The following is a 25,704-nucleotide window of genomic DNA, read 5'->3' on the forward strand; positions in this document are numbered from 1 at the left end:
AAATATATCAAAGCCTTATTTCCCTGATCTTTTGACTTTGTAAAACCTTCATACCAGACTGAAATCGTTAAGTTTTTGTTAAAGGTAAAGGAATGTACGAAAGCAACAAGCCAGTTTGGCAGCCAAGTGAGCAGCGTATCGCTGATGCCAACTTAACCCGATTTATCGACAACCTTGATCTGTCTGATTTAAACCTAGATAGAGGCATACAAAGCTACGCCGAACTCCATCAATGGTCGGTGGATCAGCCTGAGTCGTTTTGGCAAAACGTGTGGCAGTTTTGTGGAGTGGTTGGCTCGCAAGGGGATGACATCAAAACGCAAGGTGAGAGCCGCTGGCAGCAACCTAAATCCAATCGTGATGCAGCTTGGTTTCCGAATGCGCAAGTAAACTACGCCGAGAACTTGCTGCGCTTCGCGCAAACCATGCCTGACGAGCACGCAATTTGGTTTGAGAATGAGCGTGGTGAACAGCAGAGCTACACATGGAAAGCCCTATGTGAGGCTGTGTCCAACGTTCAGCAATGGCTTGTTGATAGCGGCGTAAGGCAAGGTGATGTGGTTGCTGCGTATACGCCCTACCTACCACAAACCGTGATAGCCATGCTCGCAACCACCAGCTTAGGGGCGACTTGGACGTCAACCTCGCCTGATTTTGGCGTTGAGAGTGTGATTGAGCGTTTTGGCCAAGTGAAACCCAAGGTGCTATTCACCTGCGATGGTTACACTTTCAATGGTAAAACATTTGATATGGCAGACAAGAACAGCGCCATCATTGAGCATCTCAGCGAGCTAAAACAGGTGTGTCAGATCGGCTATTTAAAAAAGAATGATTTTGAGCATGACGTGTCGCTGCAAAGCTGGAACAACATCATCAATCATTACCAGCCACAGCCTGTTCGATTTGTGCGTATCGGCTTCAATGATCCGCTGTTTGTGCTCTACTCTTCCGGAACCACAGGTAAGCCAAAGTGTATAGTGCACTCTGTTGGCGGCACCATCATCAACCACTTAAAAGAGCATCAACTGCACAGCGATGTTAAGCAGAACGATCGCGTTTTCTACTACACCACATGTGGTTGGATGATGTGGAACTGGCACGTCTCTGCACTCGCCAGCGGAGCTTGTTTGGTGATCTTTGATGGCAGCCCTGTTTACCCGCAACCTAATGTGCTGTGGGACTTGGCACAGCGCGCCGATGTGTCGCTGTTTGGTACCTCAGCCAAGTATCTAGAAGCGATTGAGAAGGCTGAAGTCTCGCCTATCGACAGCCACTCTCTGCCTCATTTGAGGACACTGTGTTCAACTGGGTCAGTGCTTTACCCAGAGCAGTTTGATTTCGTTTACAAACACATCAAGCAAGACCTACATTTAGCATCCATTTCTGGCGGCACGGATATTTGCGGATGCTTTGTGTTAGGTAATCCTATCTCGCCGGTGTATCGCGGCGAATGCCAACAGGCAGGGCTTGGCGTCGACATCAAGGTTTTCAATTCAACGGGTCATAAAGTCGATCACGAACGTGGTGAACTAGTGTGTACAAATTCCCTCCCCAATTTCCCAGTTGGCTTCTGGAATGACACCGGAGAGCGCTATCACAGCACTTATTGGGACAGGTTCGACAATGTATGGCATCACGGTGACGAGGTCGCACAGAGCGTGCATGGCGGTTATCTGTTCTACGGGCGAGGCGACACCACGCTCAACCCTGGTGGTGTGCGTATTGGTACTGCTGAGATCTACCAACAAGTGAACACCATTGAGGGCATCATCGACTCCATCGCCGTCGGTAAAGACGTCGACCGCAATGAGCAGATTTGGTTGTTCGTTCAACTGCAGCAAGGTGTGGTTCTCAATGAAACGCTATTGGCCGCCATTAAGCACAAGCTCAAATCCTCTTGTTCACCTAGGCATGTACCTAGCCAAATTTTTACTATCAGCGACGTGCCAAAAACACGCTCAGGAAAACTGGTAGAGTTGGCAGTGAAGCAGGTGGTGAATGGCAAACCCGTTGAGAACATAGGTGCGATAGCCAATGCGGATGTACTCGATGAGATCAAGCATGTGATTTCGCTGTAGGTTTGCGAGATAAAACATCAGCACGAAAAAATCCGATATTAGTTTCCTAATATCGGATTTTTGGTGCTCGTTCGAATCAACTTAAATATCTTTCATCGCATAGCGATTACCCTTCATTTAAGCTGTTTTTCATCTATATCCGAGCATTACTTCTCTAAGCCAAGCGGTAAGATTTCAAATTTACCGTCGAACTGATCTAAGGCACTTGCTAACTGCTTAATGTTTGCAGCATCACCTTTGATACCGGCTTGACCCGCTTCAACAAGCTTATCCAAGGTAGTTTCACCAAGTAGCACACGAGTAAGATCTGACTTATTTACAATCAGTTGAGTGTCTAGTTTCGGCAAGTTGTCTTTCAGACCGAGTTCTGTCACAGAAATATTCGACATCGCTGCATTTGAGACTTCAACATAGTGAGTTTCATTTACGTCAGGGTGCACGATGGTCATATTGAAATCTAAACCAAGCTCTTCCGCTTTAGGTCCATTTAACTGTACACCGACCAAGTCCAAGAAATTTGAGGTTGGAGTATTGGCGATTACATCAGCAGATGCTGTTTTTGTACCCGAGCCAATGGTGCCCGTGCGTAGTTCTACCGCACCTTGCAGATAAGAGTTTCGCCAAGCCATAGTCTCAGACTGGTAACCCTGTTGTTCAAACGTATCAGCCAGTTTCTCACGATATGTGACGTTTGTTGGGTCACACGTCACCAAGTTGTTGAATAGCTCGGCAGCCTCTTGGTACTGACCTTTATTAAAGTACTCTGTTCCGGCTTCAAATAGCTTGCCTTCGCCCGAAACTTCAACATACATACATGCACGGTCAGTAGACTGTAGCGGGTTGGTGTTGATTGGGTTCAAGTCATGGTAACCAAGGTATAAATTCATGATTGCTCGGGCATTGTGCGAGTATGAACCGTGATAGCCGTTGGTGTGCCAAGTCTGTAACTGAGTTTTAGGAATGATCTTGTCAATCTCACGTCCCACATCGTGAATCTTAACGCCGTGGTTAGCTAATCGCATGGTGTTGTTGTGCAACCAACCGTAGTTATCACGCTGAAGCCCCATATACTCAGAAATTTCTTCCTGCCCCCACACTGGCGCAGAGTGAGCAGCATGGATATCATCAACTAAGCCAGAATCAACAAAGCGCATTTTCAACTCAGTCAGATATTTAGTCCAAGCAGCAGTATCACGAACTTTCGCGCCACGGAATGTATACACATTGTGCTGACCGTCATAAGTCAATTCAGCGGTGTTCAATGAGCGATATTTTGGTACGTAGTTAACTATCTCTACAGGCGCTTCTGCGCCAGGCATGTTAATGAACAGCATCTCAAGGCCATCAATCACAACGGTTTCTTCACGCTCAACGATGAACTGCGTAGGAGGAACAAAAGTCACGTTACCTTCAGCCAATCCCATGCCTAAAGCATTATCGACGATACCGGTTTCGTTAGTTGGTAGATCTGAACCGTATTGATATGAAGCGCGGCGTCCCATCGCTGCGCCTGCTAAAACGTTCTCGTCCGCAAACTCACGCATGAAACCATCAGGGGCAATGATTGGAGAGCCTTCAACCCAATCACCAGATTCAATGATACCGCGTGAACCACCAAAGTGATCTGGGTGGGTATGAGAATAGATCATACCAACAATATTATGTTTACCGTTGATCTTTGGCAGGTGCTCTTTTGCAAAAGCCCAAGCCGCGGAAGCTGCTTCCGCTTTTAACAGTGGATCATGAATGATGTAACCGTTGTCTGCCTTATAAATAGTGATGTTAGAAAGGTCAGCACCACGAAGTTGATACACACCTTCATTCACTTGATACAAGCCTCCAGACGCATAGTTCATTTGAGCCTGACGCCAAATGGAAGGGTTTACGGTGTCAGGGCGATCAGCACGCATATCTTTCACATTAAGGTGCGCCATGCTGTTGCGCAGGCGACCAGCATCATGATCATCGAATGCAGCAATAAGTCCACGTTCAGAACGCTCAAACGCTGATACGTCTTCCCAAGGCAAGGTTTTATCCAGCGACTTGTTCGCAGCAGCAGTATGTTCAGTCGCTGCTTTACCCATATACGTATCCAGTGAGCCGTAATCACTGTCTGCGATTGCGCCACATGAAATAGCAGAGATCGTTAAAGCTAAAATAGTTTTTTTCATGATAATACCTTCGACTCGTTGCCATCCTTGGAAAAACTAACGCTGCTTACTTGCATCGTGTTGATGGGATTACTTTAACGAGTCTGACATCATCAATTAAGTCACTTAAGATATATCTGATATTAATTTTAGTGATATCAGAAAAATTCACACGGCACTGTAAATTAATTCACGAAGCCAGGTATTTGCAGCATTGCTGCGCATTTTATTCAACGAAATCATGAATGAGTCGAAGGTATGGTTTGCGAATGGAAAGGGCAGTAAATCAAGGTTAAACGCTTTTTGGTAACGTTTGGCAACAGATAACGGAACAACACCGACTGCATCACTGTAAGACACCGCCTCTATCATTCCTAATAGAGATTTATGTTCACTGTAAGCCTTCCTTTGCGGAAGAACTTCATCGGTTATCCAATCGACAAATTTAAGATTTAGTCGCGTTAAATCGAAAAGTGCATGTCTTTCTTGTAGGTAGCTTTCTTTGTTTATACTTTCCAAATTCATGCGTGGATGATTATGCCTTACGATGCAACAAAGCTGTTCTTCGCGCAGCACCGATGATTGAAACATCGCGCCTTGTGGACGACTGATATCAATAACGAGGTCTATTTTTTCATTCACTAAGTCATCGTAGATTCGCGTTTCATCTGACGGAATTTCAACCAACAAAACCTCTATCGGTTTTCCGGCAAGTTTACGATCCAAACTCTGTCTCAATGTGTGGAAGATAGCTTCGTGGCTGTAAACAATAAATCGATGAGGATGGTCGACATTAAACTGAGTCACTCCCTCCATGACGGTATCTATCTCCATCAAAGAAAATTGCAATTGTTCATACAATTCTTGAGCAAAACGCGTTGGTTTTACGCCTCGTCCCGTCCGATTAAACAATTCCTGCCCAAGGCTCGATTTAAGTCGATTAAGAGAATTACTGATTGCAGACTGTGTGAGATCCAAGTGTTCAGCAGCCTTGGTGACTGATCCTTGTTGATAAACCACAGAGAAAATACGCAACAGGTTTAGATCGAACTTATGAGACATAAAAGCATTCCTTGATGAGCGGAGATTCAATGTACAACGACTGTCAATCGAAGTTCAATAAACCGTACGCACTCATTTTAGGTTAATGTCATAGGAAAAGTGAGTATGCATTGCGAAGAATGGGGATGACGCTAAAAAAAGAGCGTTAGGGATAAGGGTTAAGTCGTTTTTCAATCAGTGAAATTAGGGGCGCACAACGAGTAATGACAACTCTGTCATGCTCCCCTAGCGATATAAACACTCAGTTTATTTAAGGCTCAACTTGTTGTTTTTGTTTACAAGGGGGAAGTCGCATCCGCCTGATTCTCTGGCATCGCATCAATAAAAGCGGGCAACTGATTACACGCTTCGACAATTGAGTTAATTAGCGGAAACGGCGACATATCAACGCCAAAACGCAGTGCATTGTAGACTTGCGGCACTAAGCAAATATCGACGATACAAGGCGAGTCCATGAGGCTATACACTGAGTCGCCATGCGCTTTTCTGAGCTTCGCCAGTTTCTCTTCTAATGCACGGAACCCTTGGTTCATCCAATAGTGAAGCCATTCCATTTTCGCCTCTTGCTCGCACGACAATTCTCGCTCCAAATACTGCAACACGCGCAGGTTATTGAGAGGGTGAATTTCCATCGCAATATCCTGAGCCATCGCCAACGCTTGATAGCGCAGTGGTGATTGCTCAGGGATCAACAAGGTATCTGGGTAGCGCTCACACAAAGAGCTTTCGTCTAAGTATTGCAATATCGTCAGCGACTGATTGAGCTTAACGTCACCATCCACCAGCACTGGCACTAGTTCACTGGCATTGAGCTCGCGATATTGTGGATCATGCTGCTCGCCGCCATTACGCACCAAATGCACCGATTTCGACTCATAGCTAAGTTGCTTTAGGTTCAACCCAATGCGCACTCGATAGGCTGCCGAAGAGCGCCAATAACCATAGAGTGTGATCTTCTTGTTCATAAAGAGCCCTTGTCCATACTATTCATCTCTGTCGCTTTACTCTTGTCGCTATCACTAGCGTGGTCGATATTGACAGACTTTTTGGTCAATCGCGCCAAAGATCGAGTCACCATCGGCATCGAACATCTCTAGGCGAATCGAATCACCAAACGACATGAATTGAGTCGACGGCTTACCATCACGAATCGTCTCTATCATGCGTACTTCAGCAATGCAGGAGTAGCCCACTCCACCTTCCGCAATTGAGGTGCCGTGATCAGTGCCTTGCTTATTAGAAACCGTGCCCGAACCTATGATCGCCCCTGCCGACAGTGGTCGAGTTTTCGCAGCATGCACAACCAACTCGGCAAAATTGAAAGTCATATCGACGCCCGCATTCGGACAACCAAAAGGTGTGTCGTTGTAGGTTGAAGTCAGTGGCAGGTGCACTTTGCTCCCTTTCCACTGTTCACCCAGCTCATCGGGCGTAACGGCAACCGGAGAGAACGCTGAAGAGGGCTTAGACTGAAAGAAACCGAAGCCCTTGGCAAGCTCAGCCGGAATCAAACCACGCAGCGACACATCATTCACCAACATTAGCAGACGAATCGAATCATGCGCTTGCTTGGCGCTGGCTCCCATTGGCACATCTCCGGTGACAACCGCAACTTCACCCTCGAAATCGATACCCCATTCGTCACTGGCAAATTCAATGTTGTCACGTGGCCCAATAAAGGCATCTGAGCCGCCTTGATACATAAGCGGGTCAACCCAGAAGCTTTCTGGCATTTCAGCACCACGAGCCTTACGCACCAGCTCAACGTGGTTTACATACGCACTGCCATCAGCCCATTGATAAGCGCGTGGCAGAGGCGATTCACAATATTGAGGCGCAAACACTTCACTGCCCGTCACATGGCCAGTGTTGAGCGAGGTGTATAACTCCTCTAGCAGAGGTGCAACGCTTTCCCAATTATCCAGAGCGACTTGCATGGTTGGCGCCAGATGCATCGCGTGGAAAATCTCTGTCGCTGGCACACACTGTTTAAGATCTTTACTCACGACCATCAACAGACCATCGCGAGTACCATTTTTCTTGGTTGCTAATTTCATCCTTGTTGCCCCTTACTTCTCTTGCCAACTGTAGACATATTCTTTGTTCTCAACGCTATCGAGCTCGTCAGAGAACTGCAGTGCATGGCGGGTATCAATCATCACCGCGACTTCGTCGGTGAACTTTTTCTTATACGCTTGCCCAGCCTTAAAGGCTTTCGGGTGAGGCCCATGAGTAAAGCCCGCAGGGTGGAAAGTCACCATGCCCGCTTCAATGTTGTCGCGACTGAAGAAGTCTCCAGCGTGATAGAAAAGCACTTCGTCGTAATCATCATTGTTGTGGTAAAACGGCACTTTCAGCGCACCGGGGTCGCTCTCAATCGGACGCGGCACAAAGGTACACACCACAAAGCCTGCGCCAACAAAGGTGGTGTGTGCAGACGGTGGCAAATGGTAGCGATGTGACATCAGCGGTCTGATATCGCGCCAGTTCACTTTCACTACCGCCAAGTCACCATGCCAACCAATCGCGTCTAAAGGGTTGAACGGATAAGTGATCACGCTGACTTTGTCGTGGCGTTTCACCTGAACTTGGGTTTGATCTTCTGAATACTGAGCGCGGAATTGATCGTTGATCGACGGGATTTCAAGAACCGCGGGATCAAACACCGCGTGATTGCCGACCATGCCCTTCTCTGGCAAGGAATAAGCGGCGTCGGTGTTCTCAATCATCAAGATGAACATCGGCTCACTTGGCTCCAAGCGCCAATTGGTTGAGCGCGGGATCATCACGTAATCCCCTTCACTCACCTCTAAATGACCATAGTCGCAATAGAGATCCGCCCTACCTTGGTGAATGAACAGTAGCTCATCGCCATCGGAGTTACGTACCAAGAAATCCATCTTCTCATCCATACGCCATACACGGATTTTGCAGTCCGCGTTGTGCAAAAGATGAGGCACAGCCCAAGGGGTTATCTGACTGGCTTTTTCCACCAGCGTAAAATCAAAAGCGCGAGGGCGTAAGTCGCCCTCCCACTCAGACCAACCTGTTGGCGCATGTTGGTGATGGAAGTGAGCGGCAGGGCCGAAGAAACCACTTCGGCCCGCCTCTCGCTCATAGATTGCCTCTTCGGGGAAGTCGGCATGCGCTTGTTTAGAACACACCCCCTCCCGATGAGGAAACGAGATCCATTTATGCATCGTCTAATACTCCTCGACGAATCTGGTCCTCTTCAATCGATTCAAACAGCGCCTTGAAGTTGCCTTCGCCAAAGCCTTCATTGCCTTTACGCTGAATGATTTCAAAGAACACAGGCCCAATAACCGTCTGTGTGAAAATTTGCAGCAAGATGCCGTCTTTCGTTGGTGCGCCATCAATTAGAACGCGAAGCTCGCGCAGCAGATCAGTGTCTTCTCCGTGGCCTTTAACGCGCTCATCGACTTTCTCGTAGTAGGTATCCGGCGTTGGCATAAAGTCCATGCCGCGATCACGCAGGGTTTTCACTGTTTTGTAGATGTCATCTGTCGCAAGTGCGATGTGTTGAATGCCTTCACCGTTGTATTCGCGGATGAACTCTTCAATTTGTGATTTGTCGTCTGAAGACTCATTGATAGGGATGCGGATTTTGCCACATGGCGAAGTCATTGCGCGGCTCACAAGGCCTGTCAGCTTACCTTCGATATCAAAGTATCGAATCTCGCGGAAGTTACCGATACGCTCATAAAAACCAGACCACAGGTCCATATTGCCTTGTTTCACGTTGTGCGTAAGGTGATCAATCTCGTAGAGGCCTACATCAGCTTTTGCCATGCGCTCTTCCGCATCATCATAGAATCGGAAATCAACATCATAGATGCTCTGCTTGCCGTAACGGTCAACGAAATAAAGCAAACTTTCACCAATACCGTAAATAGCAGGAATGCTCAGTTCCATTGGCCCGATTTCTGTCTTGTACTCTTCCCCACCACCGTTAGACGCCTGTGTCATTGCCGTGGTTGCATCGTTAACACGAAACGCCATGCCACACACCGATGGGCCGTGAACTTTAGCGAATGCTTCAGCTTGGCTGTGTGGTTGTTCATTGACGATAAAGTTGATGTCACCTTGTCGATAAAGCCAAGCCTCTTTTGAGCGGTGCTTAGCGATCTCGGCAAAACCCAGTGACACAAACAGCGCTTTAAGTTGCTCAATTCCCTTGTGGTCGACAGCTGTGTATTCAACAAACTCGAATCCATCCGTACCAAGCGGGTTGTATGACTCCACCATGAACTTTCTCCTTGTACCTATCGGTCTTGTGTTACGTTTTTTGTGAAATGATTGTTTGTTTTTTGTCCTTAACTAAATTTGGCCCACAAGCCGACAGATTGGAATGGATAGAGAGAAATGGACAATCACGCTAAAAACCCGTCAATTTGTAAAATATTTGTTACACGCAAGCTCTATTCACAAGAAAGTGAGCGCTATCAAGGGGTTGAAAGATGGTGGTTTGATTTACAGGCAAGCAAGAGATGTTATTGAATTGTTACATTCAAGATTTTGTGAGCTAAGGGGATAAGTCGAACATTAGACTGATGAGGCAAAAAAGCCGCTGTAGTCAGCGGCTTGATAAGTTCTAAAACGAAGCTAATTCGAATATAGGGTTCGCGTTAATCCCAGTTCAGGATCGACCAATTCGGTTTATCGGCCAGTGCTTTCAAACGCGGGCATGGGTTCACTAAATACGCAAAATCAGCGTGTTCACACAAAGGTAAGTCGTTGATTGAATCGGTATAAAAGTGAATGTCTGAATAGTTAGTTTCTTGATTGTCTAACCACTCTTTCAAACGGGTAACTTTACCTTCTCGGTAGCTCGGCACACCTAATATTTGAGACGTAAAGCGGCCTTGGTTTTCGACCAAATCGATACCGAGTGCATTCTCGATACCAATCTTGCGCCCCACGGCTTCTACTAAAAAAGTGACGCTCGCTGAGATGATCAACATGTCGATATCATCACGCTCCAGCTGCTCTATTAATGGTTTAGACTGTTTGAACTGCTTAGGTAAAATATGCTGCTCAACACACTCTTCAACCAAAGCGCTGACTTGCTCAGTTGGCATGTCAGCCAGTGGCTCCATAGCGAACGTGAGGTAGTCTTCCATGTTCAGCTTACCTTCCGAATACAAGCCCATTAAGCGCTGGTCTTCTTCAATAAAGTTCGGCGCTGTAGCAATGCCCTTTTCAGCCAAGAATTCATTCCAGAGCATCGCTGCATCGGCATTGATCAGCGTTTCGTCCATATCAAATACATACAAAGGTTTGAACATCTTAGGCTCTCACTGGTTGAATTTCGTTAAGGTTAAACAGGAGTTCAAGTTGGCTGCCGTTTGCCAACAGTCGTTCAGAAGAACGGTTAAGTAAGTCGACCGTTAATTCACACTCATCAACGTCCACTTGGTAGCGAATCACGTTGCCCAAAAGCTGGTGGTTGAGAATGGTGCCGGTCTTCGGCGCAGAGATATGTTCGCCATATTGTCGGCCTTGCTCTTTAACGTAGATAGATTCAGGTCGAATCGCCACTTTCCACTCGGTTTCAATATCGAACAGCTGCTTAGCCTTGTTCGCTTGTACCAAGTTGTAGTGCCCCATGAACCCTGCCACAAACTCATTGGCTGGTTGAGTGTAGATCTCTTCAGGTGTTCCCGCTTGGACGATCTCGCCTTTATTCATCAGGAAGATACGGTCAGACATGATCATCGCTTCTTCTTGATCGTGAGTAACGAAGATCGTGGTCAGGTTCATCTCTTTTTGAATGTCTCGGATCTGTTGGCGCAGATGTTTACGGATCTTCGCATCCAGCGCTGAAAGTGGTTCATCAAGCAATAAAATACGCGGCTTGACTACCAAAGCTCTAGCCAAAGCCACACGCTGGCGCTGACCACCTGATAATTGATGCGGGTAGAACTTCTCTTTGCCCGATAAGTCCACCAGCCCAATCACTTTCGCGACTTCACGCTTAATCTCGTCAGCGGCCAGCTTTTTCATTTTAAGGCCAAACGCAATGTTGCCCTCAACCGTCATATTCGGGAACAGCGCATAAGATTGAAACACCATGCCGATGCCACGCTCTTGCGGCACTTGGTGAGTGATCTCTTCACCATTTACCCAAATCTCGCCACCATCGACCGGATTTAGACCTGCTAAGCTTCGCAGTAGCGTTGATTTACCACAGCCACTTGGGCCAAGTAACGTGATGAATTCCCCCTTCTCGATGGAGAATTCAATGTCTTCAAATACTGTGTTGTCACCAAAACGCTTGGTGAGGTTTTTCGCATTTACATAGCTCATTATTTGATTCCTTGGCTGAAACGACTTGCCAACCAAGTCAGTAAGAAAATAAACAGGAAGTACGTCATCACAAGGGCTGACGTGAAGTGACCGCTGGTTTGACGCATGTTGTATAGGTAGATTTGCAGTGTCTCGTAACGTGTACCAACCAAGATGTTGGCAAACACGAACTCGCCTAGTAGGAACGAGAACGACAAGAACAGTGATGCCATTAAGCCTTTTTTAAGGTTTGGCAAAATAATCAACAAGAACGCCTTAGTCGTGCTTGCACCGAGCAGGTGAGCCGCATCCATCAAGTCGTGCAAATTGATCGCTTCAAAGCTGTTGGCAATCGCGCGATACATGAATGGCAGCGCGATGGTGAAGTAAGTACCAATCAAAATCCACGGCGTGCCTATCAGTGAGATTTCGCTATCGGCATACAGCTGAAGCAAACCTACCGACGACACCACTGGCGGCACTGCGAACGGCAATAAGATTAGGATATTCATCACCTTGTCGAGTTTCGGGAAATAATAAAACACCACGAAAATCGCAGGCAGAATCAACACCACACTCAGTGACAATGCTGCTATACAAATAAACAGTGAACGACCAAAGGCTTGTAAGAAGCGAGGATCCGTCAGTAGGTTAATGTACCAATCCAGAGTAAAGCCATCAGGCAAGATCGTGGCACCCCAACGCGACGAGATCGAGTAGATAAAGGTCGCTAAGATCGGGATCATCATGATTCCAACGATCGAATAGACCACGGTTTTATGAAAGTGAGTATTTACGGTATTCATTACTTTCTCTTCCCTGCGTAGCTTTTGCTGATCAGCCATTGGTTAATCACGGTGATGAACGCAAGCATCGCCATCAGAATCACGGAAATTGCGGCTGCTAGATTAGGCTCTAGGAACAAATCGCCCGATACCAAGCTCGCGATACGAACCGTAATCACGTTGTAGTTACCAGAGGTCAACGCATACACGCTTGCATAGGCGCCAATCGCATTAGCAATCAAGATGATGAAGGTGCCAAATAAGGCCGGAGACAGCACAGGAAGCGCAACTTTGGTCCAGTATTGCCAGGTTTTCGCACCAAGCAGTGCTGAGGCCGCTTGCCAGTCATCGCTAAGGGCATCAAACGCTGGATACAGCAACAGCACCGCCAATGGGATCTGGAAATAGATGTAAATTGCGAGCAAACCCCACTTGCCGTACAAGTCGAAGTCTCCCAGCAATCCGTACTGCTTGAGCAATAAGGTGATCGCACCGTTTGTGCCTAATATGATGATGAAGGCGAACGACAGAGGCACCCCAGAGAAGTTGCTGCTCATGTTGGTGAAGGCGATCACCGCATCGCGGATTTTAGAGTCGACACGGCGCAGTGAAGAGACGAGCAGAGTCGCAATCGCCAAACCAAAGATACTCGACCAAATCGACAGCCATAAACTGTTGCCAAAGGCCTGCATCATAAAAGCAGAGTCGAATATTTCAGAATAGTTTTCTAAGGAAAACTCATCGTCGTAGAAGAAGCTGTTGATCAGCACCCAAACCATAGGGGCCAGTTGAAACAGATAGAAAAACAGGGCGAAAGGCGCAAGCCACAAAGCGGGCTTGAAGCGTTTGAACCAAGATTTGGTTTGAGGTTTAAGGGCAGAGCCATCGCTCTGCGTGATTACAGAACTGCTCATAGGGCCAACAATTCCTGAGTGTAAGATTTATCGTGTTCAAGGTTGAGTAGCTGACACACACTGCCGCAAATATCAGTCTGTTTCACTGAACAGGCTTGGTGTGTGAACTTATCGCCAATCACAAAGAATGGCACTTCACGTTCTTCAGGCAGAATGCCACCGTGCGATAAGTCATTGTTCATGCCGTGGTCACTGGTGATGATCACCTGATAACCATCGTCAACCCACTTCTCAAGGTAGTTCGATAGGTAAATATCCGCGCCACGTGCACTATTGCGATATTGGCGAGAGTCCAACCCGTGCTTGTGACCCATGTCGTCAATGTTCATTGGGTGAATCAGTAAGAAGTCCGGCTGATGAGTGACACGCAAGTGCTCTGCATCCAAGAACAAGGCTTCATCTGGGTAGTGGTCCCAGTGATAGAAACAGCCATGTTGAATGTTCATGGTTTCGTCGTTGGTAAAGCGGTCACGCACCGCATCAAAGGGGGCTCGGTTATACAGCTCACTCACCCAGTGATACGCCGCGGCAGCCGTCACTTTGCCCTGTGACTTGGCCAAGCTAAAAATAGATTCGTGATTCGATAAACGCACAATTTGGTTGTTAACGATGCCACTCTCAACGGGGCGAACTCCGGTTAAGATGCATTCATACAGTGGACGTGACATGGACGGCAGCTCGCACTGCATTGGGTAAAGCGTGGCACGAAGCTTGTTTTTCTGCGTGCTCATGTTTAGCGAGTCTCCTTGTTTTTGATGAAGATCGCTCAGTTCTAGAAGACCGTTCAGGTAGCCCATGCAATCACGGGCTACCTGATAATTCAGTCCATCTAGAACAACAAGGATAACCTTATTGCTCATGGTCTATTCTCTGTTGCTTGTTTCTATGGACCACCCGTTACAGGTGGCATGTTAAGCGGGGATTACTGCTGATGAATCAAGACACTTTCTTGCCATTGACGCGGCAGACGACGTGCTGATTTTTCCCATGCTGAGAAGTCAGTGACTGGATGAACATTGCTGTATTGCTCGTTCGAGATCAGCTTGTCTTGTACTGATTGAGGTAGCGTCACGTTGCTACGGATTGGGCGCGCGTAACCTTCCGCTAGGTTGATCTGGCCTTGGTCGCTAAAGATGTATTCACGAGCCAGCTTCGCCGCATTCGGGTTCTGCGCGTATTTATTGATGATGGTGGTGTAACCAGAGATCACTGAACCATCTTGTGGAATATTTACAGTAAAGCGCTCACGGTCAATCTTGTCACGGTAGTTCAGTGCATTGAAATCCCACATGATCGCTACTTCCACTTCACCTTTTTCAAGGTTCGCAATGCTTGGGTCGGTGTAAGATAGGCGGCCTTGCTTCGCTAGCTCACCAAAGAATTTAATCGCAGGCTTTAGGTTCGACTCGTCACCGCCGTTCGCAAATGCAGCCGCGAGAATCGCGTTGTTTGCTTGCGCTGCTACGCCTACGTCACCAACAGTAACTTTGTAGTCGCCTTCTAGTAGGTCACTCCAAGATTTTGGTGCATCTTCAACAAGATTGTTGTTTGAGATGAACGAGATAGTGCCTGTGTAAGCCAGAGCCCAGTGACCATCTTTGTCTTTCGCCCAGTCTGGAATGTCATTCCAAGTGCTTGGCTTGTATGGCTGAGTCACGTCTTTCTTCACCGCAACACGTGCAAAGGCGAAACCAACGTCACCGATATCTGCGGTTGCGTTTCTTTTCTCTGCTTCAAATTTCGAGATCTCTTGTGCTGAGCTCATGTCTGTATCCTGATGCTTCAAACCGTAGTTCGCTTTCAGATCAGCCCATGTGCCTTTCCAGTTTGCCCAACTGTCTGGCATGCCCACACTGTAAACCGCACCCTCTTTTTGAGCGGCCTCAATCAGTGACTCAAGATCAGCATCCTTCGCCATCGCTGGCATTGAAAGTATTGCCGTTATTAGCGTTGCGCCGATTAATTTTGCAGGTGAACCAATCAGTTTGGCTGGCGATACAGTTGAACGGCTAAGCAAAGTTTTCATTGTCTCTATCCCTCTGGACTAGGTCAGTAAGTTCGTTTTGTATGCTATCGCCAGAATATGACGCTTTCGCGCAACTTATTTGACAGTTCAGATGCATTTACATGGCAGTTATATTTCACTCATATGACAGTAAGCCATTGTTTACTGTCACATTCCTGTTAACTGCATGGTTTACCTTATTGAGCACACGAACTTATGGACTAGATCAGTAATGAGAACATTGGCAACAGGACAATCAGGGACACAGCTAGGTAGAATCAAGGCGAGCATCAGAGAACAACTTCAATCAGGTATATTCACCGAGGGGCAAAAACTGCCATCCGAACGAGAACTCAGCGAACTGTTTTCCACCACTCGAATCACGCTCAAAGATGCATTGGTGTCGCTAGAAACTGAAGGTCTGATATACCGAGAGGAGCGCCGAGGCTGGTATGTGTCACCCGAACGTATTCGCTACAACCCACTGTCTCGTTCTCACTTTCATCAAATGATTCGCGAACAAGACCGCATCGCAGAAACACGGCTGTTGAGCACTCGCACAGAGATGGCAGCAGGCGATTACGCCAAAGCATTAGAAATAGAACAGATAACGCCAATACACGTGATCGAGCGATTACGCTTTATTGATGGCAGAGCGGTACTGTTCGTTGAAAACGTATTGAAAGCCCCCCTGTTTGAAAAAATATTGTCGGAAAATCTCACCATGTCGCTGACAGGTATTTATAGAGAGAAGTATGGCTATGAGACCAAACGATCGCGCTTTGATGTAATTCCCACTTCAGCCCCAGCCTATGTCGCTAAGGCGCTAAATTTGGCTGAGGGTCAACCGGTGCTGAAGATCTGCCGTGTGAACTACAAGCAAGATGGCGAGTTGATGGACTGCGAACTGGAATACTGGCGACCAGACTCAGTAGTGATCCACATTGATAGCATTGGCTAGTGCCGTATCTTTTTAGAGAGTAAAGTCACATATACAAAAACTCCGACGGATTAAGTCGGGGTTTTGGGTTTTAACGATGAGATTTAATGGCGCGCGGACTAAACAATCTTCTGCTCACTGTCGCCTGTAAGCTTGTTCTTATCAGACAAAAAACTCGCTACGACTTCTCTCAGTGTACCTTGATTAACAGGCTTAGGTAGAAACTCATCCATCCCCACATCAAAACATAAGTGCTTATCTTTCAGCACTACGTTGGCTGTCAGCGCCACAATAGGAATATGTTTCGACGTCCCTTCTTCGAGTGCTCTAATCTGTTTCGTCGCTTCAAAGCCATCGAGCACTGGCATCTGACAATCCATGAAGATCATCTGATATTCGTTGTGCTTAAATTTATCGACTCCGACTTTACCGTTGTCGGCAATGTCCACTTCAAAACCAAGCTTCTTGAGCATCATCTTGGCAACTTGTTGGTTGACTCTGGAGTCTTCGACCACCAGTACTTTACCGCTAAATAACGAAGTTTCAGTTTGAGGCTTAGACTCTTCAACCTTAACGCTCTCTTTCGCCACCACCGCGGGTTTAGTGGTTGATAGAGGGTCATTGTCCTTAAACGCCACCTCACCTCGATTTGGATAGGTAAAGGTCTCGGTTTCAGCTGTTCTCGCCAACACCTCACTGATGGTCCATTTAAGCTGATTATCTTGATACGGGCGAGCAATGTAGGCAATAAACCCCACTTGCTTAGCATGCATTTCGTCTTGCTTACGAGGGTCGGCAGAGATCATGACAAGCTTAGGGCAGGCTTTGCCAAAGCGCTCTATCAGTTTTCTTGCAAGCTGGAACCCATCGATGGAAGGCATCACTTTATCAATCAACACTAAGTCGTAAGGCGAAGCGTTTTCGACAGACTCTGAAACGAGCTCTAGCGCTTCGGTTGCTGTTTCACAGCATGTAGAGGACACACCAAACGATTGTAGCTGTGTCGATGTGATACGCATGTTCAGTTGGCTATCATCCACCAGCAACACCGAGACCTTATTGAAATCGATATTACTCTCGTCGAGCTCCAAACACGGATCAAAGTCAGCCACAAAGTAAAAGGTACTGCCCTTGCCTTCAATACTGGTTAGCTCAAGCTTACTGCCCATTAAGGACACTATCTTATCGCATATGGTCAGACCCAATCCTGTGCCGCCGTAAATACGAGTGGTGCTGCCGTCGGCCTGCTGAAACTTATCGAATACCGATTTTTGCTTATCTTCTGCGATACCAATACCACTGTCAGCAACTACAAATCGAACTCTCAACTTCTGCTCAGGCTCGATCACTTTTTCTAAGCGAAGAGAAAGCGTCACATGACCTCGCTCGGTAAATTTGATGGCGTTGCCGACTAAGTTATTCAGTACCTGTCTGAGCTGGGTTCCATCTCCAATCACCATGGTTGGGATCTTAGGGTCTATCTCCAATTGGAATCGTAAACCTTTCTGTTCGGCTTTCACTCTGAAGGTCGATTCAACATCGGCTGCAATACCCATCATTTTCATTGGTTCTTGTTGCAGTTCTAAACGTCCCGCTTCAATTTTCGAATAATCCAAGATGTCGTTAATAAGGTCTAGAAGAGTTAACGAAGAGGTATTGAGCATGTTGACGTACTCTTTTTGCTCTTTCGGCATATCCATTTCTGAAAGCAGAGACGAAAGTCCGATAATTCCATTCATTGGAGTGCGGATTTCGTGGCTCATGTTAGCCAAAAATTCACTCTTGTTGCGGTTAGCAACTTCAGCCGTCTCTTTAGCTTTAATCAACTCTTGATACTGTTGACGAATGCGTTCGATTGATTGGTTGTAGCTGTTTTCCAGCGTCGATATTTCATCTTTATAAGTAGAGTCAGTTGGCGTTAAAAAACGGGGTTTATTGTCTTCAACTTGCTGCTCGTTTATCTGAGAGGACATGGTCATCAAGCGTTTGACGACCAAGCGATAAACAATGGCCAAAGAGACCAATGACAGCAAAAAGATTTTCACGGCTTCAAAAGCGAGTAGCAACAGCACTCGTTCTTCGAAGTCATTGAGGATCATACTTAAATCGGATTGCACCGTGAGGGTGGCCAGTGGGAAGTCTTTCCCCCCCATTTGATACACCATTTCCCATGACTGAGAATAAGATTGCCCGGTTGTGGGGCTGCCAAGCTCTAAGATTTTTTCGTCAGGGCTTTCGATAAGGAGATAACTGACGGAAGGGAGACGCGAAATGCCCTCCGCTTGTACAAACAACTGAGCGCGATCTTCAACCCATAGGCTTGACGTTAAACCAGAAAGGTAGCCAGCTTTAACCTGCTCGATCTGAGAACTGATAAAAGAAACTCGATTTTGGTACTCCACATACAGCCCCAGACCTGTCACTATGACTGTGAATAAGGTACTGATGGCAATGATGGCCCCGATCAACTGTCGAGAGAGTCCAATATAGCGTTTTCCTTTTTTCACCATATAAAAATTACCAATGTTGTTATCTTAGTAAACTACAATTACTCAACTAGTATAGTAGTAGTCATTCATCAAATAACTAGGGAAGGTTATGAAAAAACATATTATCGTTGCATCCATAGTCAGTTTGTTTTCAAGCAGTTATGCTTTCTCAAGCGAGCCTCTTCACTACTACATTATTGCGAGCCAAGCGCAACCTTTTCAGATCGAAACTGACGGGTCATCCCACAGAGGAATCGTTTCTGATATTGTTGAAGCAGTGTTTGACGATAGCCAGTACGAGATTAACTACCACACCTACCCTTTTAATCGAATGATTGACAAGCTAGATGCGAGAGAGAACCCAAATTGGGTTACCTATGGCAGTCCTAGCTGGGGAAACATCCAATCAGTCAACCTGTCTGAAGAGCCAATTTACAATGTAAAACACGTATTGCTGAGTAGCGGTAAGAAGCCGTTCGAGTTCAATACGATTGACGATTTAGATGGCAAGGCAGTGGTATTGCTAGTGGGATTTGAATACCCAAACTTAGAGCCGTACATCAAGCAAGGCAAGCTCAATGAGATCCGAGTAAAAGATTATACGGCTGCATTCCGCGTTATTAACCGTGCACCTGGTGATACCGTATTTGTAGAAATGGAATCACGAATCAAATACAACCTAAACGATCAGAAACTCAATATCGATGATTACCAAATGCAGGACTTCGGTTCAGTCATCAATAACTACCCAATTCATTTGGCTTTCGACCCAGAAATGGATCCTAAGCTCGAGACTTTTATTAACCAACGTTTAGACCAAATGATAGACGATGGACAGCTTGATGACATCGTCCAAAGTTACTTATAGTTATAACGTCATTCTATGGCTCGTTAGCGCACTCTAGCGACTTCGGATACCGGAACTACAGAAATACAAAAGGCCGCTCTGTTTCTAGCGTACAAGCTAACTAGAGCGGCCTTTTTAATGTGTAATTAATGTGATGTGATCAAATGCAGTTGCTGACTACGAAGTTGTTGGCGCACTGCCATCAAAATTTTCCCTAAGTGATTCTCACCGGTTCCATCTCCCCCATCTCCCCAAAAATGGTCTTTATGAGAGTGCTCTTTGATCACCGAGTCGCCCGTGCTCGTTAAAAACAAAGCAAACTGCGGGTTCTGTGTGAATTTCTCGGTCACAATGAATCGCATCACCTCTACACGAATATCGTACCAGTCCTCTCGAACCTGCTCTTCGTATTGTCGGCTTAACGAGAATGCTTCAGCAGGTGTGCAGGCTTTAAGAATCATGTTTCTCAGCGACGGTGAAGAAAACTTCATTGCCTGATAATAGTGCTCACTGGTTGCCCACACTTGCCCATCCACCTTGATCGGGCAAGCGGCAAAATTTGAAAGGTATCCATTCGGATCTTCTGGTTCATAAAACAACACTTCTTCAGCTTGAGCCACAGAATTCGACATAGCCTTCTCCCTACCAACGACATCGCATATTTTTGCTTTGCCTTTAAAATTAGTGGCGTCACATATTGCTGTCAAACAACTTAGTTCAAGAGTATGCCGTCAGCCTGTTTTTAAACGAAAAGTAGAAACTGCCGAGAAAATTTGTGTGAGTGAGCTTTGAGCCTAGAAGGTAAAATTGCAGATGGAAATCGAGTGAGAAATGAGTAAAGTGCTTATAAATCAAAGGGTGGCACTGAGCCACCCTATTGCATGCAATCGGGGGTTTTAGTGAATAAGACCCAGCTCCCTCGCTTCTTCCAGACTCAAACCGCTTTCTCTAATTTCTCTTAGCGCCTCGATACGACGACGAGCTTCAGCGGACTTCATTTTCTTTTCTGGTTTGAAAGATACTTCTTCTTCAGCATCCCACTTATTTGCAATGTTTGTCATTTCATCATGGTTGATAGAATTAATGGACATGTTTTCCTCCGAAAAGCACCATGTAATGGACAGGTAATCTGTAGCAAATGCTATTTCGCTTGTTAAGAAATTCTGCACTGAAATGTGATGATTCCGACGCTTCATAAAGCTAATTAATAAATGGCTCATTTAAACTTTGCCAAAGCCATTTTCTGCAATTACATTTAAAAGATTCCCCATAAGAAATGGGGTTTGATCCAACTCTCACTTTCCTCCCTTAGTTTTCGCGTTTCCCACTGAAAATTCCTGAAATACCCCAAGATAAATTTCGAGGCACTTCATTGTTTTTGTGCTGATCTCTTTCACTAAATCCAACATGTGTTAATGATAATAGTTATCAATATCATAACTGAGTATCTATCATGTCTATGGAAAATCCAGATACACCTCTTCTCGAAGTGAAGAACCTATGTGTCGACTACATCACCGATGACGGAGACTTCAACGCGGTAAAGTCCGTCAGCTTTAGCATAGGACAAGGAGAAATCTTTGGCCTGGCTGGCGAGTCAGGCTGTGGCAAAAGCACCATCGCATTTGCCATTAACCGACTTCACAAGCCACCCGCATTCATCTCTGGCGGTCAAATACTTTTTGATGGGCAAGACCTACTGAGGCTATCTGACAGTCAGCTGAATACATTACGCTGGAGTGAGATCGCTATGGTGTTCCAGAGTGCCATGAACTCACTTAACCCAGTGTTAACCATTGAAGAACAGTTTGCCGATGTGCTACGCCACCACAAAGGGATGAGTGATGAACAAGCCAAAGATCGCGCAGAAAAGCTGCTCGACCTAGTGAATATTCCTCGCCATCGCCTGACCGAATACCCTCATCAATTTAGCGGCGGTATGCGTCAACGATTAGTGATTGCGATTGCTCTCGCGCTCAATCCCAAACTGATCATCATGGATGAGCCAACTACGGCTTTGGATGTCGTCGTTCAACGAGAAATATTGCAACAAATACATCAACTCAGAGAAGAGTTCGGCTTCTCAATCCTCTTTATCACCCACGATTTGGCCCTGATGAGCCAGCTGTGTGACCGCATTGCCATTATGCGTCATGGCAAGATCGTTGAAGTCAATCAAGCCTATGAGATTCGTAATAACCCTCAGCACTCCTACACCCAAAAGCTGTGGAGTTCATTCCCTAATATTCATGAACATGCTCACGCCACAGCGTGCTAGGAGCCTTAATGTCACAACCAATTATGCAAGTAAAAAACCTCGTTAAAGAGTTCACCGTTGGTGGCGGATTTGGCAAAGAGGAGATATTTAGAGCCCTGCATGGCGTGAGTTTTGACTTATACGCAGGAAGAACGTTAGCTCTCGTTGGCGAATCAGGCTGCGGAAAAAGTACCTGCGCGAGGCTAATGACCAAGGTTTACCCACCGACAGAAGGCGAGATCCTGTTCAATGGCAAAGACATCTCAACCCTCAACAGCCGCAAAGACATCTTGGACTACCGCAGCAGAGTGCAAATGGTGTTCCAAGACCCGTTTGGCTCGTTGAATCCGACACATACTATAGAGCACCATTTAACGCGCCCTCTCAAGATTCATAAGCAAGTCGCTAATAAAAAAGCGCTAGCAGAGCGTCTGGAAGAGTTATTAACGCTGGTGGAGTTACCCATTGAAACACTGGCCAAGTACCCTCACGAGCTCAGTGGAGGCCAAAGACAAAGGGTTAACCTAGCAAGAGCACTGGCTGTTGGCGCTGAGGTTATTCTTGCCGACGAACCCACCTCCATGCTGGATGTTTCAATTCGACTTGGCGTGCTCAACCTAATGCAACGAATGAAGAAAGAACTCGGGATTGGCTTTTTGTACATAACCCATGATCTCGCGACCGCACATTACATAGCAGAAGAAACAGCAGTTATGTACAAAGGACAGATCGTCGAATGGGGATCCACTCAGTCGATCTTGACCAATCCTCAACACCCATACACCAAGCTATTGATCTCTGCGGTGCCAGATCCTGATCTGCCATTTGGCGAACTCGTTAAAAATGAACCAAACTATTCAATAGACGCAGATCGTATTCGAGAACAAAGCAGTGAAATACAGCATAACGTTAAGCAAGTTGCTGATAATCACTTTGTAAAACAATGGGATAATATTGCATGAATGAACTAGACACTTGGTTAGAGTGGATCGGAGATTGGTACAAAGCCCGAAAGCATGATCAAGTGGAACGGTTAGAACCTTTGATCTTAACGCCTCCAGATGCACTCTGGGGGCCGTTGATCACGGATGAACAAAGCAAAGGCATCGCATGTTGGCTAGATGGCTGCCTGAGAATCTTTACTTTCTATCGACAGCCGAACGAAAATGCACACCATCAAGAAAAGGCTTACCAATACCTAATGTTTGCTTACGGCAAGCTGCAAGCGGTGTCTTGTGACCCCAAAGCAGAGCCAGACTTGCAAGAGTGGTGTACTCAACGAGTTCAGCATCTGTGTGTGCTGGCTCTCGAGTTTGCCAATCAGCAGCAGGAGCCGCGCTGGCAAGCAGAATCAGAGAAGTTGATCGAGTCGCACGTCCGCTTCATGACGAGCCATCCCCGAAACGATGATCAAGGTAATGTAAAACATCAGATTCACTGATCGCTACTCACTTGATCCACTGTCGCCCCTAAGAAGCTTCCTTTCCTGCCAATGAACAAGATCCATGAAAGCATGATCTAACCTTGATCATGCTTCGGAAGGAAACACACTAAACTATTGATTTTTAATGGCTAGTCGAATTTTAGACAAAAAAAAGCGAGTCCCTTGGGGAACTCGCAAAAATCTATTCAGTATGATGTAACAAAATATGAGCCAATCTATTAATCATAAGAAAGGACAAAAGGTTGTCTATTCGGGATAAATAATAATCAACCGAGTGCGCTACTTTGTCATCACTTTGTCAGCGTTAGGTGCGGTTCTTATCAACACCTAATGATGTTTCAAATTTCCATTCACAGGCCTGAAAACAGGCCCAGAATTAGTGGCCAATCGCCATCTCATCTAACGCTAAGAACACATTCTCATCTAAATGCCCTTCGTGAACTTGCTTACACACTTTGCGGCGAACCGCTAAGCCAGAGATAAGACGTTCAATAGAAAGGTGGCGGTTGCTGTTACTATCGCGGTCGTTGTACAGCTCAATTAACTTACTTAGCGTTTCGTAAGGAATGATCTCATCCCCTACTCTTAGCCAATCAAGCTTCTCAATAAGCTCTGAGCACTCTTCTTTGATTGAGGCGTGTGAATGCCCTGTCATAGCAGATAAAGCCGTTATACTGCGTTCTAGAGCCTCTGCAGAGGTATATTTAGAGAGTGTTATCATGATCTCGTCTGCATTGATCTCAACAGAGTGCTTACGCTGCTTAACACGACGCCCTAATTTACCTCTTGGTGATGGTGCCTTGCGTTGGATTGGTTCGAACTCACCATCGATAATTTCAGACAGCTCTTCCAGCTTCTGCTTCGATACCATCTCGTTGCGGAGCGGGTTTGGCAGAGTTGGTGCCATATTACGTTTACCGGCATTGGTGGTACGGGCTCTCGAGTAACGCAATACTTCTTCCACGTTACATTTAATATCAACTTGATAGTCTGTGGTTTTCCCTTTCTCGATCAAAGCTGTGATCGTCAAATGATAACCCCACAGGTTAACCAGGAAGGTATCTTCTTGATCCCCAGCTTCACCAAGCTTTCTCAACTCACGGATCAGATCCATTGAGAATCGACGCCAATCGATGTTGCGAGCCAACTTCTGATTAAGTTCGCTTAATAGCATGCAATCAGAATGACGACGCGCCATACGACTTCTGAAGTAAGAATACATTTGGAAAACCAAGGTATGCTGCTTCAGGATCTCAGGCGGGAACAAGAAGAAATAATCACGTGTTAACAGCTCTTCGTAGAACGATGGCTCCCAAACAAGGATGTATAGGTTCGGTTTAATGCGAATTTCGCCGTCAGAGCCCTCTGTAGGCGCCTCTTCCGATGCAGTGATGGTTCTCGCTAAGAATCGGAAACGATCACTCTTAAAACCTTCTGGCATGTTCTCGCTAAGCCAACGACCAGTAAGCTCATGCAATTGAAAATCTGTAAACTCGATACGATCAATACTGTCACGGATTGAGTCACGTGCAGGGCCGCTGTCTTTTTTGCCTCGAAGCGACAAAATATCGGTGATGTAGAGTGGTGTTTTGTTCGGTGTGTGCTTTGCATCAAGATGGTAATCATCTTGGTGGTGATCATGATATTGAACGGTGAGTGTAAATAAGGCGAATAGTGTCATGAGATCATCAACCGTCATGATATTCTTCGATGATCTTGTCTCGATCACTGCGCGAGTACCTGAGATCGAAACCATTGATTTTTGGTAACTCTTACGCGTTCGTGGTGGTGCTAACGCTTGATCAATAATCCCCGCCCAGTTTGTTGGAGACACAATGAACTGGTCTGCTTCATCTTTCATTGTTGGGGGAGTATTGAGTCCGTGTTCATTCAGCAGACGTTTGTTTACTTTGGTTTGAGCTAGGGCTTTAGAACGCTTCTGCTTTTCATTTTGTTTGACACTTTCTGTCACCAAGCTGGTGGCACCCAATACCGATATTAATTGGTTAGGGTTAACAAAACGATGCAGCATGGTTTTTCCTGCTAGGCCTTCTTCAAAGCGAACAGGGATTTGCTTGAAAAGACCGATATTTACCGCTGCTCTCAATCTTTGTTGCAAAGCTGCACGGGTAACTTGACCATCGGTTGATTCAATAATCTCGGTCGTTGAAACGTATCCATCTTTACTGCTAAATCCACGAAGTGAAATTAGGTTAAGAAGCTCAACTATGCTTTTAGTGACACCTTTGAAGTGTTGATATTGTTCAATCCATTCAACGGCTGTTTCAGATACCTCAAATAAATGACCATCTTTGTGGCTTCGTGCCTTAATTAACAATTTCTCTTCTGGTTTCATTTTTGATCCGTATCACACTAACCGTAATTTCACTATAGTTCCTGAATGATAAAGAAAGAATGATCATAAAT

General features: G+C 46.1%; 23 protein-coding genes. 7 read left to right on the top strand and 16 right to left on the bottom strand.

Translation table 11 applies throughout. The features are described from left to right. Positions 1 to 92 precede the first annotated feature (92 nt). Positions 93 to 2,078, top strand: coding sequence for an acetoacetate--CoA ligase (locus BCT81_RS10130; RefSeq protein ID WP_102424049.1), 1,986 nt, complete (start codon positions 93 to 95; stop codon positions 2,076 to 2,078). Between the two features lie 146 nt (positions 2,079 to 2,224). Here the strand turns inward: BCT81_RS10130 and BCT81_RS10135 are convergent, their stop codons facing one another. The 6 genes from BCT81_RS10135 to hppD form a co-directional block, all read right to left on the bottom strand. Beyond that, positions 2,225 to 4,249: an alkyl sulfatase dimerization domain-containing protein gene (locus BCT81_RS10135; protein ID WP_102424050.1), complete on the bottom strand. Its 2,025-nt coding sequence runs from the start codon at positions 4,247 to 4,249 to the stop codon at positions 2,225 to 2,227. 147 nt (positions 4,250 to 4,396) lie between these two features. Further along, positions 4,397 to 5,290: a LysR family transcriptional regulator gene (locus BCT81_RS10140; RefSeq protein ID WP_102424051.1), complete on the bottom strand. Its 894-nt coding sequence runs from the start codon at positions 5,288 to 5,290 to the stop codon at positions 4,397 to 4,399. A gap of 275 nt (positions 5,291 to 5,565) precedes the next feature. Further along, positions 5,566 to 6,255 carry a maleylacetoacetate isomerase gene (gene maiA / locus BCT81_RS10145; protein ID WP_102424052.1) on the bottom strand — a complete coding sequence of 230 codons (690 nt, stop codon included), beginning with the start codon at positions 6,253 to 6,255 and terminating at the stop codon, positions 5,566 to 5,568. Positions 6,256 to 6,309: 54 nt separating this feature from the next. Next, positions 6,310 to 7,347, bottom strand: a complete 1,038-nt coding sequence (locus BCT81_RS10150) for a fumarylacetoacetate hydrolase family protein (protein ID WP_102424053.1) — start codon at positions 7,345 to 7,347, stop codon at positions 6,310 to 6,312. A gap of 12 nt (positions 7,348 to 7,359) precedes the next feature. After that, entirely contained in the window at positions 7,360 to 8,490 is a 1,131-nt protein-coding gene (locus tag BCT81_RS10155) for a homogentisate 1,2-dioxygenase (protein ID WP_102424054.1), read from the bottom strand. Beyond that, positions 8,483 to 9,556: a 4-hydroxyphenylpyruvate dioxygenase gene (gene hppD, locus BCT81_RS10160; protein WP_102424055.1), complete on the bottom strand. Its 1,074-nt coding sequence runs from the start codon at positions 9,554 to 9,556 to the stop codon at positions 8,483 to 8,485. Before hppD ends, BCT81_RS10155 begins: the two co-directional genes overlap by 8 nt. 103 nt (positions 9,557 to 9,659) lie before the next feature. Between hppD and BCT81_RS29745 the strand changes: the two genes are divergently transcribed. Further along, positions 9,660 to 9,845 carry a hypothetical protein gene (locus tag BCT81_RS29745; protein WP_102424056.1) on the top strand — a complete coding sequence of 62 codons (186 nt, stop codon included), beginning with the start codon at positions 9,660 to 9,662 and terminating at the stop codon, positions 9,843 to 9,845. 91 nt (positions 9,846 to 9,936) lie between these two features. Here BCT81_RS29745 and BCT81_RS10170 read toward each other — a convergent pair whose 3' ends face one another. From BCT81_RS10170 to BCT81_RS10195, 6 genes are all read right to left on the bottom strand, one after another. Beyond that, the gene (locus tag BCT81_RS10170; RefSeq protein ID WP_102424058.1) at positions 9,937 to 10,596 is read right to left on the bottom strand and encodes an HAD family hydrolase; all 660 of its coding nucleotides are present in this window, start codon (positions 10,594 to 10,596) and stop codon (positions 9,937 to 9,939) included. 1 nt (position 10,597) lies between these two features. Beyond that, complete coding sequence (locus BCT81_RS10175) at positions 10,598 to 11,617, bottom strand: ABC transporter ATP-binding protein (RefSeq protein WP_102424060.1); 1,020 nt, start codon at positions 11,615 to 11,617, stop codon at positions 10,598 to 10,600. After that, entirely contained in the window at positions 11,617 to 12,402 is a 786-nt protein-coding gene (locus BCT81_RS10180) for an ABC transporter permease (protein ID WP_102424061.1), read from the bottom strand. Before BCT81_RS10180 ends, BCT81_RS10175 begins: the two co-directional genes overlap by 1 nt. Then, positions 12,402 to 13,295 carry an ABC transporter permease subunit gene (locus BCT81_RS10185; RefSeq protein ID WP_102424063.1) on the bottom strand — a complete coding sequence of 298 codons (894 nt, stop codon included), beginning with the start codon at positions 13,293 to 13,295 and terminating at the stop codon, positions 12,402 to 12,404. Before BCT81_RS10185 ends, BCT81_RS10180 begins: the two co-directional genes overlap by 1 nt. After that, on the bottom strand, positions 13,292 to 14,155 hold the full coding sequence (locus BCT81_RS10190; RefSeq protein ID WP_102424064.1) for an alkaline phosphatase family protein: 864 nt from the start codon (positions 14,153 to 14,155) through the stop codon (positions 13,292 to 13,294). Before BCT81_RS10190 ends, BCT81_RS10185 begins: the two co-directional genes overlap by 4 nt. Positions 14,156 to 14,217: 62 nt before the next feature. Next, positions 14,218 to 15,321 (bottom strand): ABC transporter substrate-binding protein, encoded by a 1,104-nt coding sequence (locus BCT81_RS10195; RefSeq protein ID WP_102424066.1) that lies wholly within the window; start codon positions 15,319 to 15,321, stop codon positions 14,218 to 14,220. Between the two features lie 211 nt (positions 15,322 to 15,532). On the opposite strand from BCT81_RS10195, the gene BCT81_RS10200 reads away from it, so the two are divergent. After that, complete coding sequence (locus tag BCT81_RS10200) at positions 15,533 to 16,261, top strand: UTRA domain-containing protein (protein WP_102424067.1); 729 nt, start codon at positions 15,533 to 15,535, stop codon at positions 16,259 to 16,261. A 98-nt stretch (positions 16,262 to 16,359) separates the two neighbouring features. Here the strand turns inward: BCT81_RS10200 and BCT81_RS10205 are convergent, their stop codons facing one another. Next, on the bottom strand, positions 16,360 to 18,750 hold the full coding sequence (locus BCT81_RS10205; RefSeq protein WP_102424068.1) for a response regulator: 2,391 nt from the start codon (positions 18,748 to 18,750) through the stop codon (positions 16,360 to 16,362). 88 nt (positions 18,751 to 18,838) lie between these two features. On the opposite strand from BCT81_RS10205, the gene BCT81_RS10210 reads away from it, so the two are divergent. Continuing rightward, complete coding sequence (locus tag BCT81_RS10210) at positions 18,839 to 19,597, top strand: transporter substrate-binding domain-containing protein (protein WP_102424070.1); 759 nt, start codon at positions 18,839 to 18,841, stop codon at positions 19,595 to 19,597. 125 nt (positions 19,598 to 19,722) lie between these two features. On the opposite strand, the gene BCT81_RS10215 is transcribed toward BCT81_RS10210, so the two are convergent. Further along, positions 19,723 to 20,283 carry an NADAR family protein gene (locus BCT81_RS10215; protein ID WP_102424072.1) on the bottom strand — a complete coding sequence of 187 codons (561 nt, stop codon included), beginning with the start codon at positions 20,281 to 20,283 and terminating at the stop codon, positions 19,723 to 19,725. A gap of 189 nt (positions 20,284 to 20,472) precedes the next feature. Continuing rightward, positions 20,473 to 20,667 (bottom strand): hypothetical protein, encoded by a 195-nt coding sequence (locus BCT81_RS10220; RefSeq protein WP_004736928.1) that lies wholly within the window; start codon positions 20,665 to 20,667, stop codon positions 20,473 to 20,475. A 362-nt stretch (positions 20,668 to 21,029) separates the two neighbouring features. On the opposite strand from BCT81_RS10220, the gene BCT81_RS10225 reads away from it, so the two are divergent. From BCT81_RS10225 to BCT81_RS10235, 3 genes are read left to right on the top strand one after another with little or no spacing between them, the layout of a single operon-like run. Beyond that, entirely contained in the window at positions 21,030 to 21,854 is an 825-nt protein-coding gene (locus tag BCT81_RS10225; protein WP_004736926.1) for an ABC transporter ATP-binding protein, read from the top strand. Between the two features lie 8 nt (positions 21,855 to 21,862). Continuing rightward, on the top strand, positions 21,863 to 22,795 hold the full coding sequence (locus tag BCT81_RS10230) for an ATP-binding cassette domain-containing protein (protein WP_102424073.1): 933 nt from the start codon (positions 21,863 to 21,865) through the stop codon (positions 22,793 to 22,795). After that, positions 22,792 to 23,274: a transcriptional regulator gene (locus BCT81_RS10235; protein ID WP_102424074.1), complete on the top strand. Its 483-nt coding sequence runs from the start codon at positions 22,792 to 22,794 to the stop codon at positions 23,272 to 23,274. Before BCT81_RS10230 ends, BCT81_RS10235 begins: the two co-directional genes overlap by 4 nt. Before the next feature lie 379 nt (positions 23,275 to 23,653). On the opposite strand, the gene BCT81_RS10240 is transcribed toward BCT81_RS10235, so the two are convergent. Continuing rightward, positions 23,654 to 25,633 carry a replication initiator protein RctB domain-containing protein gene (locus BCT81_RS10240; RefSeq protein WP_102424076.1) on the bottom strand — a complete coding sequence of 660 codons (1,980 nt, stop codon included), beginning with the start codon at positions 25,631 to 25,633 and terminating at the stop codon, positions 23,654 to 23,656. Positions 25,634 to 25,704: the final 71 nt, after the last annotated feature.

It is taken from the genome of Vibrio sp. 10N.261.52.A1, from assembly GCF_002876325.1.
In the GTDB taxonomy this organism is placed as follows: Bacteria; Pseudomonadota; Gammaproteobacteria; order Enterobacterales; family Vibrionaceae; genus Vibrio; species Vibrio chagasii.

Coding starts and splice junctions, on each gene's coding strand:
- BCT81_RS10190 (WP_102424064.1), bottom strand. CDS start 14,155: ATGAGCAATAAGGTTATCCTTGTTGTTCTAGATGGACTGAATTATCAG.
- BCT81_RS10220 (WP_004736928.1), bottom strand. CDS start 20,667: ATGTCCATTAATTCTATCAACCATGATGAAATGACAAACATTGCAAAT.
- BCT81_RS10150 (WP_102424053.1), bottom strand. CDS start 7,347: ATGAAATTAGCAACCAAGAAAAATGGTACTCGCGATGGTCTGTTGATG.
- hppD (WP_102424055.1), bottom strand. CDS start 9,556: ATGGTGGAGTCATACAACCCGCTTGGTACGGATGGATTCGAGTTTGTT.
- BCT81_RS10170 (WP_102424058.1), bottom strand. CDS start 10,596: ATGTTCAAACCTTTGTATGTATTTGATATGGACGAAACGCTGATCAAT.
- BCT81_RS10130 (WP_102424049.1), top strand. CDS start 93: ATGTACGAAAGCAACAAGCCAGTTTGGCAGCCAAGTGAGCAGCGTATC.
- BCT81_RS10230 (WP_102424073.1), top strand. CDS start 21,863: ATGTCACAACCAATTATGCAAGTAAAAAACCTCGTTAAAGAGTTCACC.
- BCT81_RS10175 (WP_102424060.1), bottom strand. CDS start 11,617: ATGAGCTATGTAAATGCGAAAAACCTCACCAAGCGTTTTGGTGACAAC.
- BCT81_RS10200 (WP_102424067.1), top strand. CDS start 15,533: ATGAGAACATTGGCAACAGGACAATCAGGGACACAGCTAGGTAGAATC.
- BCT81_RS10240 (WP_102424076.1), bottom strand. CDS start 25,633: ATGAAACCAGAAGAGAAATTGTTAATTAAGGCACGAAGCCACAAAGAT.
- BCT81_RS10225 (WP_004736926.1), top strand. CDS start 21,030: ATGTCTATGGAAAATCCAGATACACCTCTTCTCGAAGTGAAGAACCTA.
- BCT81_RS10155 (WP_102424054.1), bottom strand. CDS start 8,490: ATGCATAAATGGATCTCGTTTCCTCATCGGGAGGGGGTGTGTTCTAAA.
- BCT81_RS10235 (WP_102424074.1), top strand. CDS start 22,792: ATGAATGAACTAGACACTTGGTTAGAGTGGATCGGAGATTGGTACAAA.
- maiA (WP_102424052.1), bottom strand. CDS start 6,255: ATGAACAAGAAGATCACACTCTATGGTTATTGGCGCTCTTCGGCAGCC.
- BCT81_RS29745 (WP_102424056.1), top strand. CDS start 9,660: ATGGATAGAGAGAAATGGACAATCACGCTAAAAACCCGTCAATTTGTA.
- BCT81_RS10210 (WP_102424070.1), top strand. CDS start 18,839: ATGAAAAAACATATTATCGTTGCATCCATAGTCAGTTTGTTTTCAAGC.
- BCT81_RS10195 (WP_102424066.1), bottom strand. CDS start 15,321: ATGAAAACTTTGCTTAGCCGTTCAACTGTATCGCCAGCCAAACTGATT.
- BCT81_RS10180 (WP_102424061.1), bottom strand. CDS start 12,402: ATGAATACCGTAAATACTCACTTTCATAAAACCGTGGTCTATTCGATC.
- BCT81_RS10205 (WP_102424068.1), bottom strand. CDS start 18,750: ATGGTGAAAAAAGGAAAACGCTATATTGGACTCTCTCGACAGTTGATC.
- BCT81_RS10185 (WP_102424063.1), bottom strand. CDS start 13,295: ATGAGCAGTTCTGTAATCACGCAGAGCGATGGCTCTGCCCTTAAACCT.
- BCT81_RS10135 (WP_102424050.1), bottom strand. CDS start 4,249: ATGAAAAAAACTATTTTAGCTTTAACGATCTCTGCTATTTCATGTGGC.
- BCT81_RS10140 (WP_102424051.1), bottom strand. CDS start 5,290: ATGTCTCATAAGTTCGATCTAAACCTGTTGCGTATTTTCTCTGTGGTT.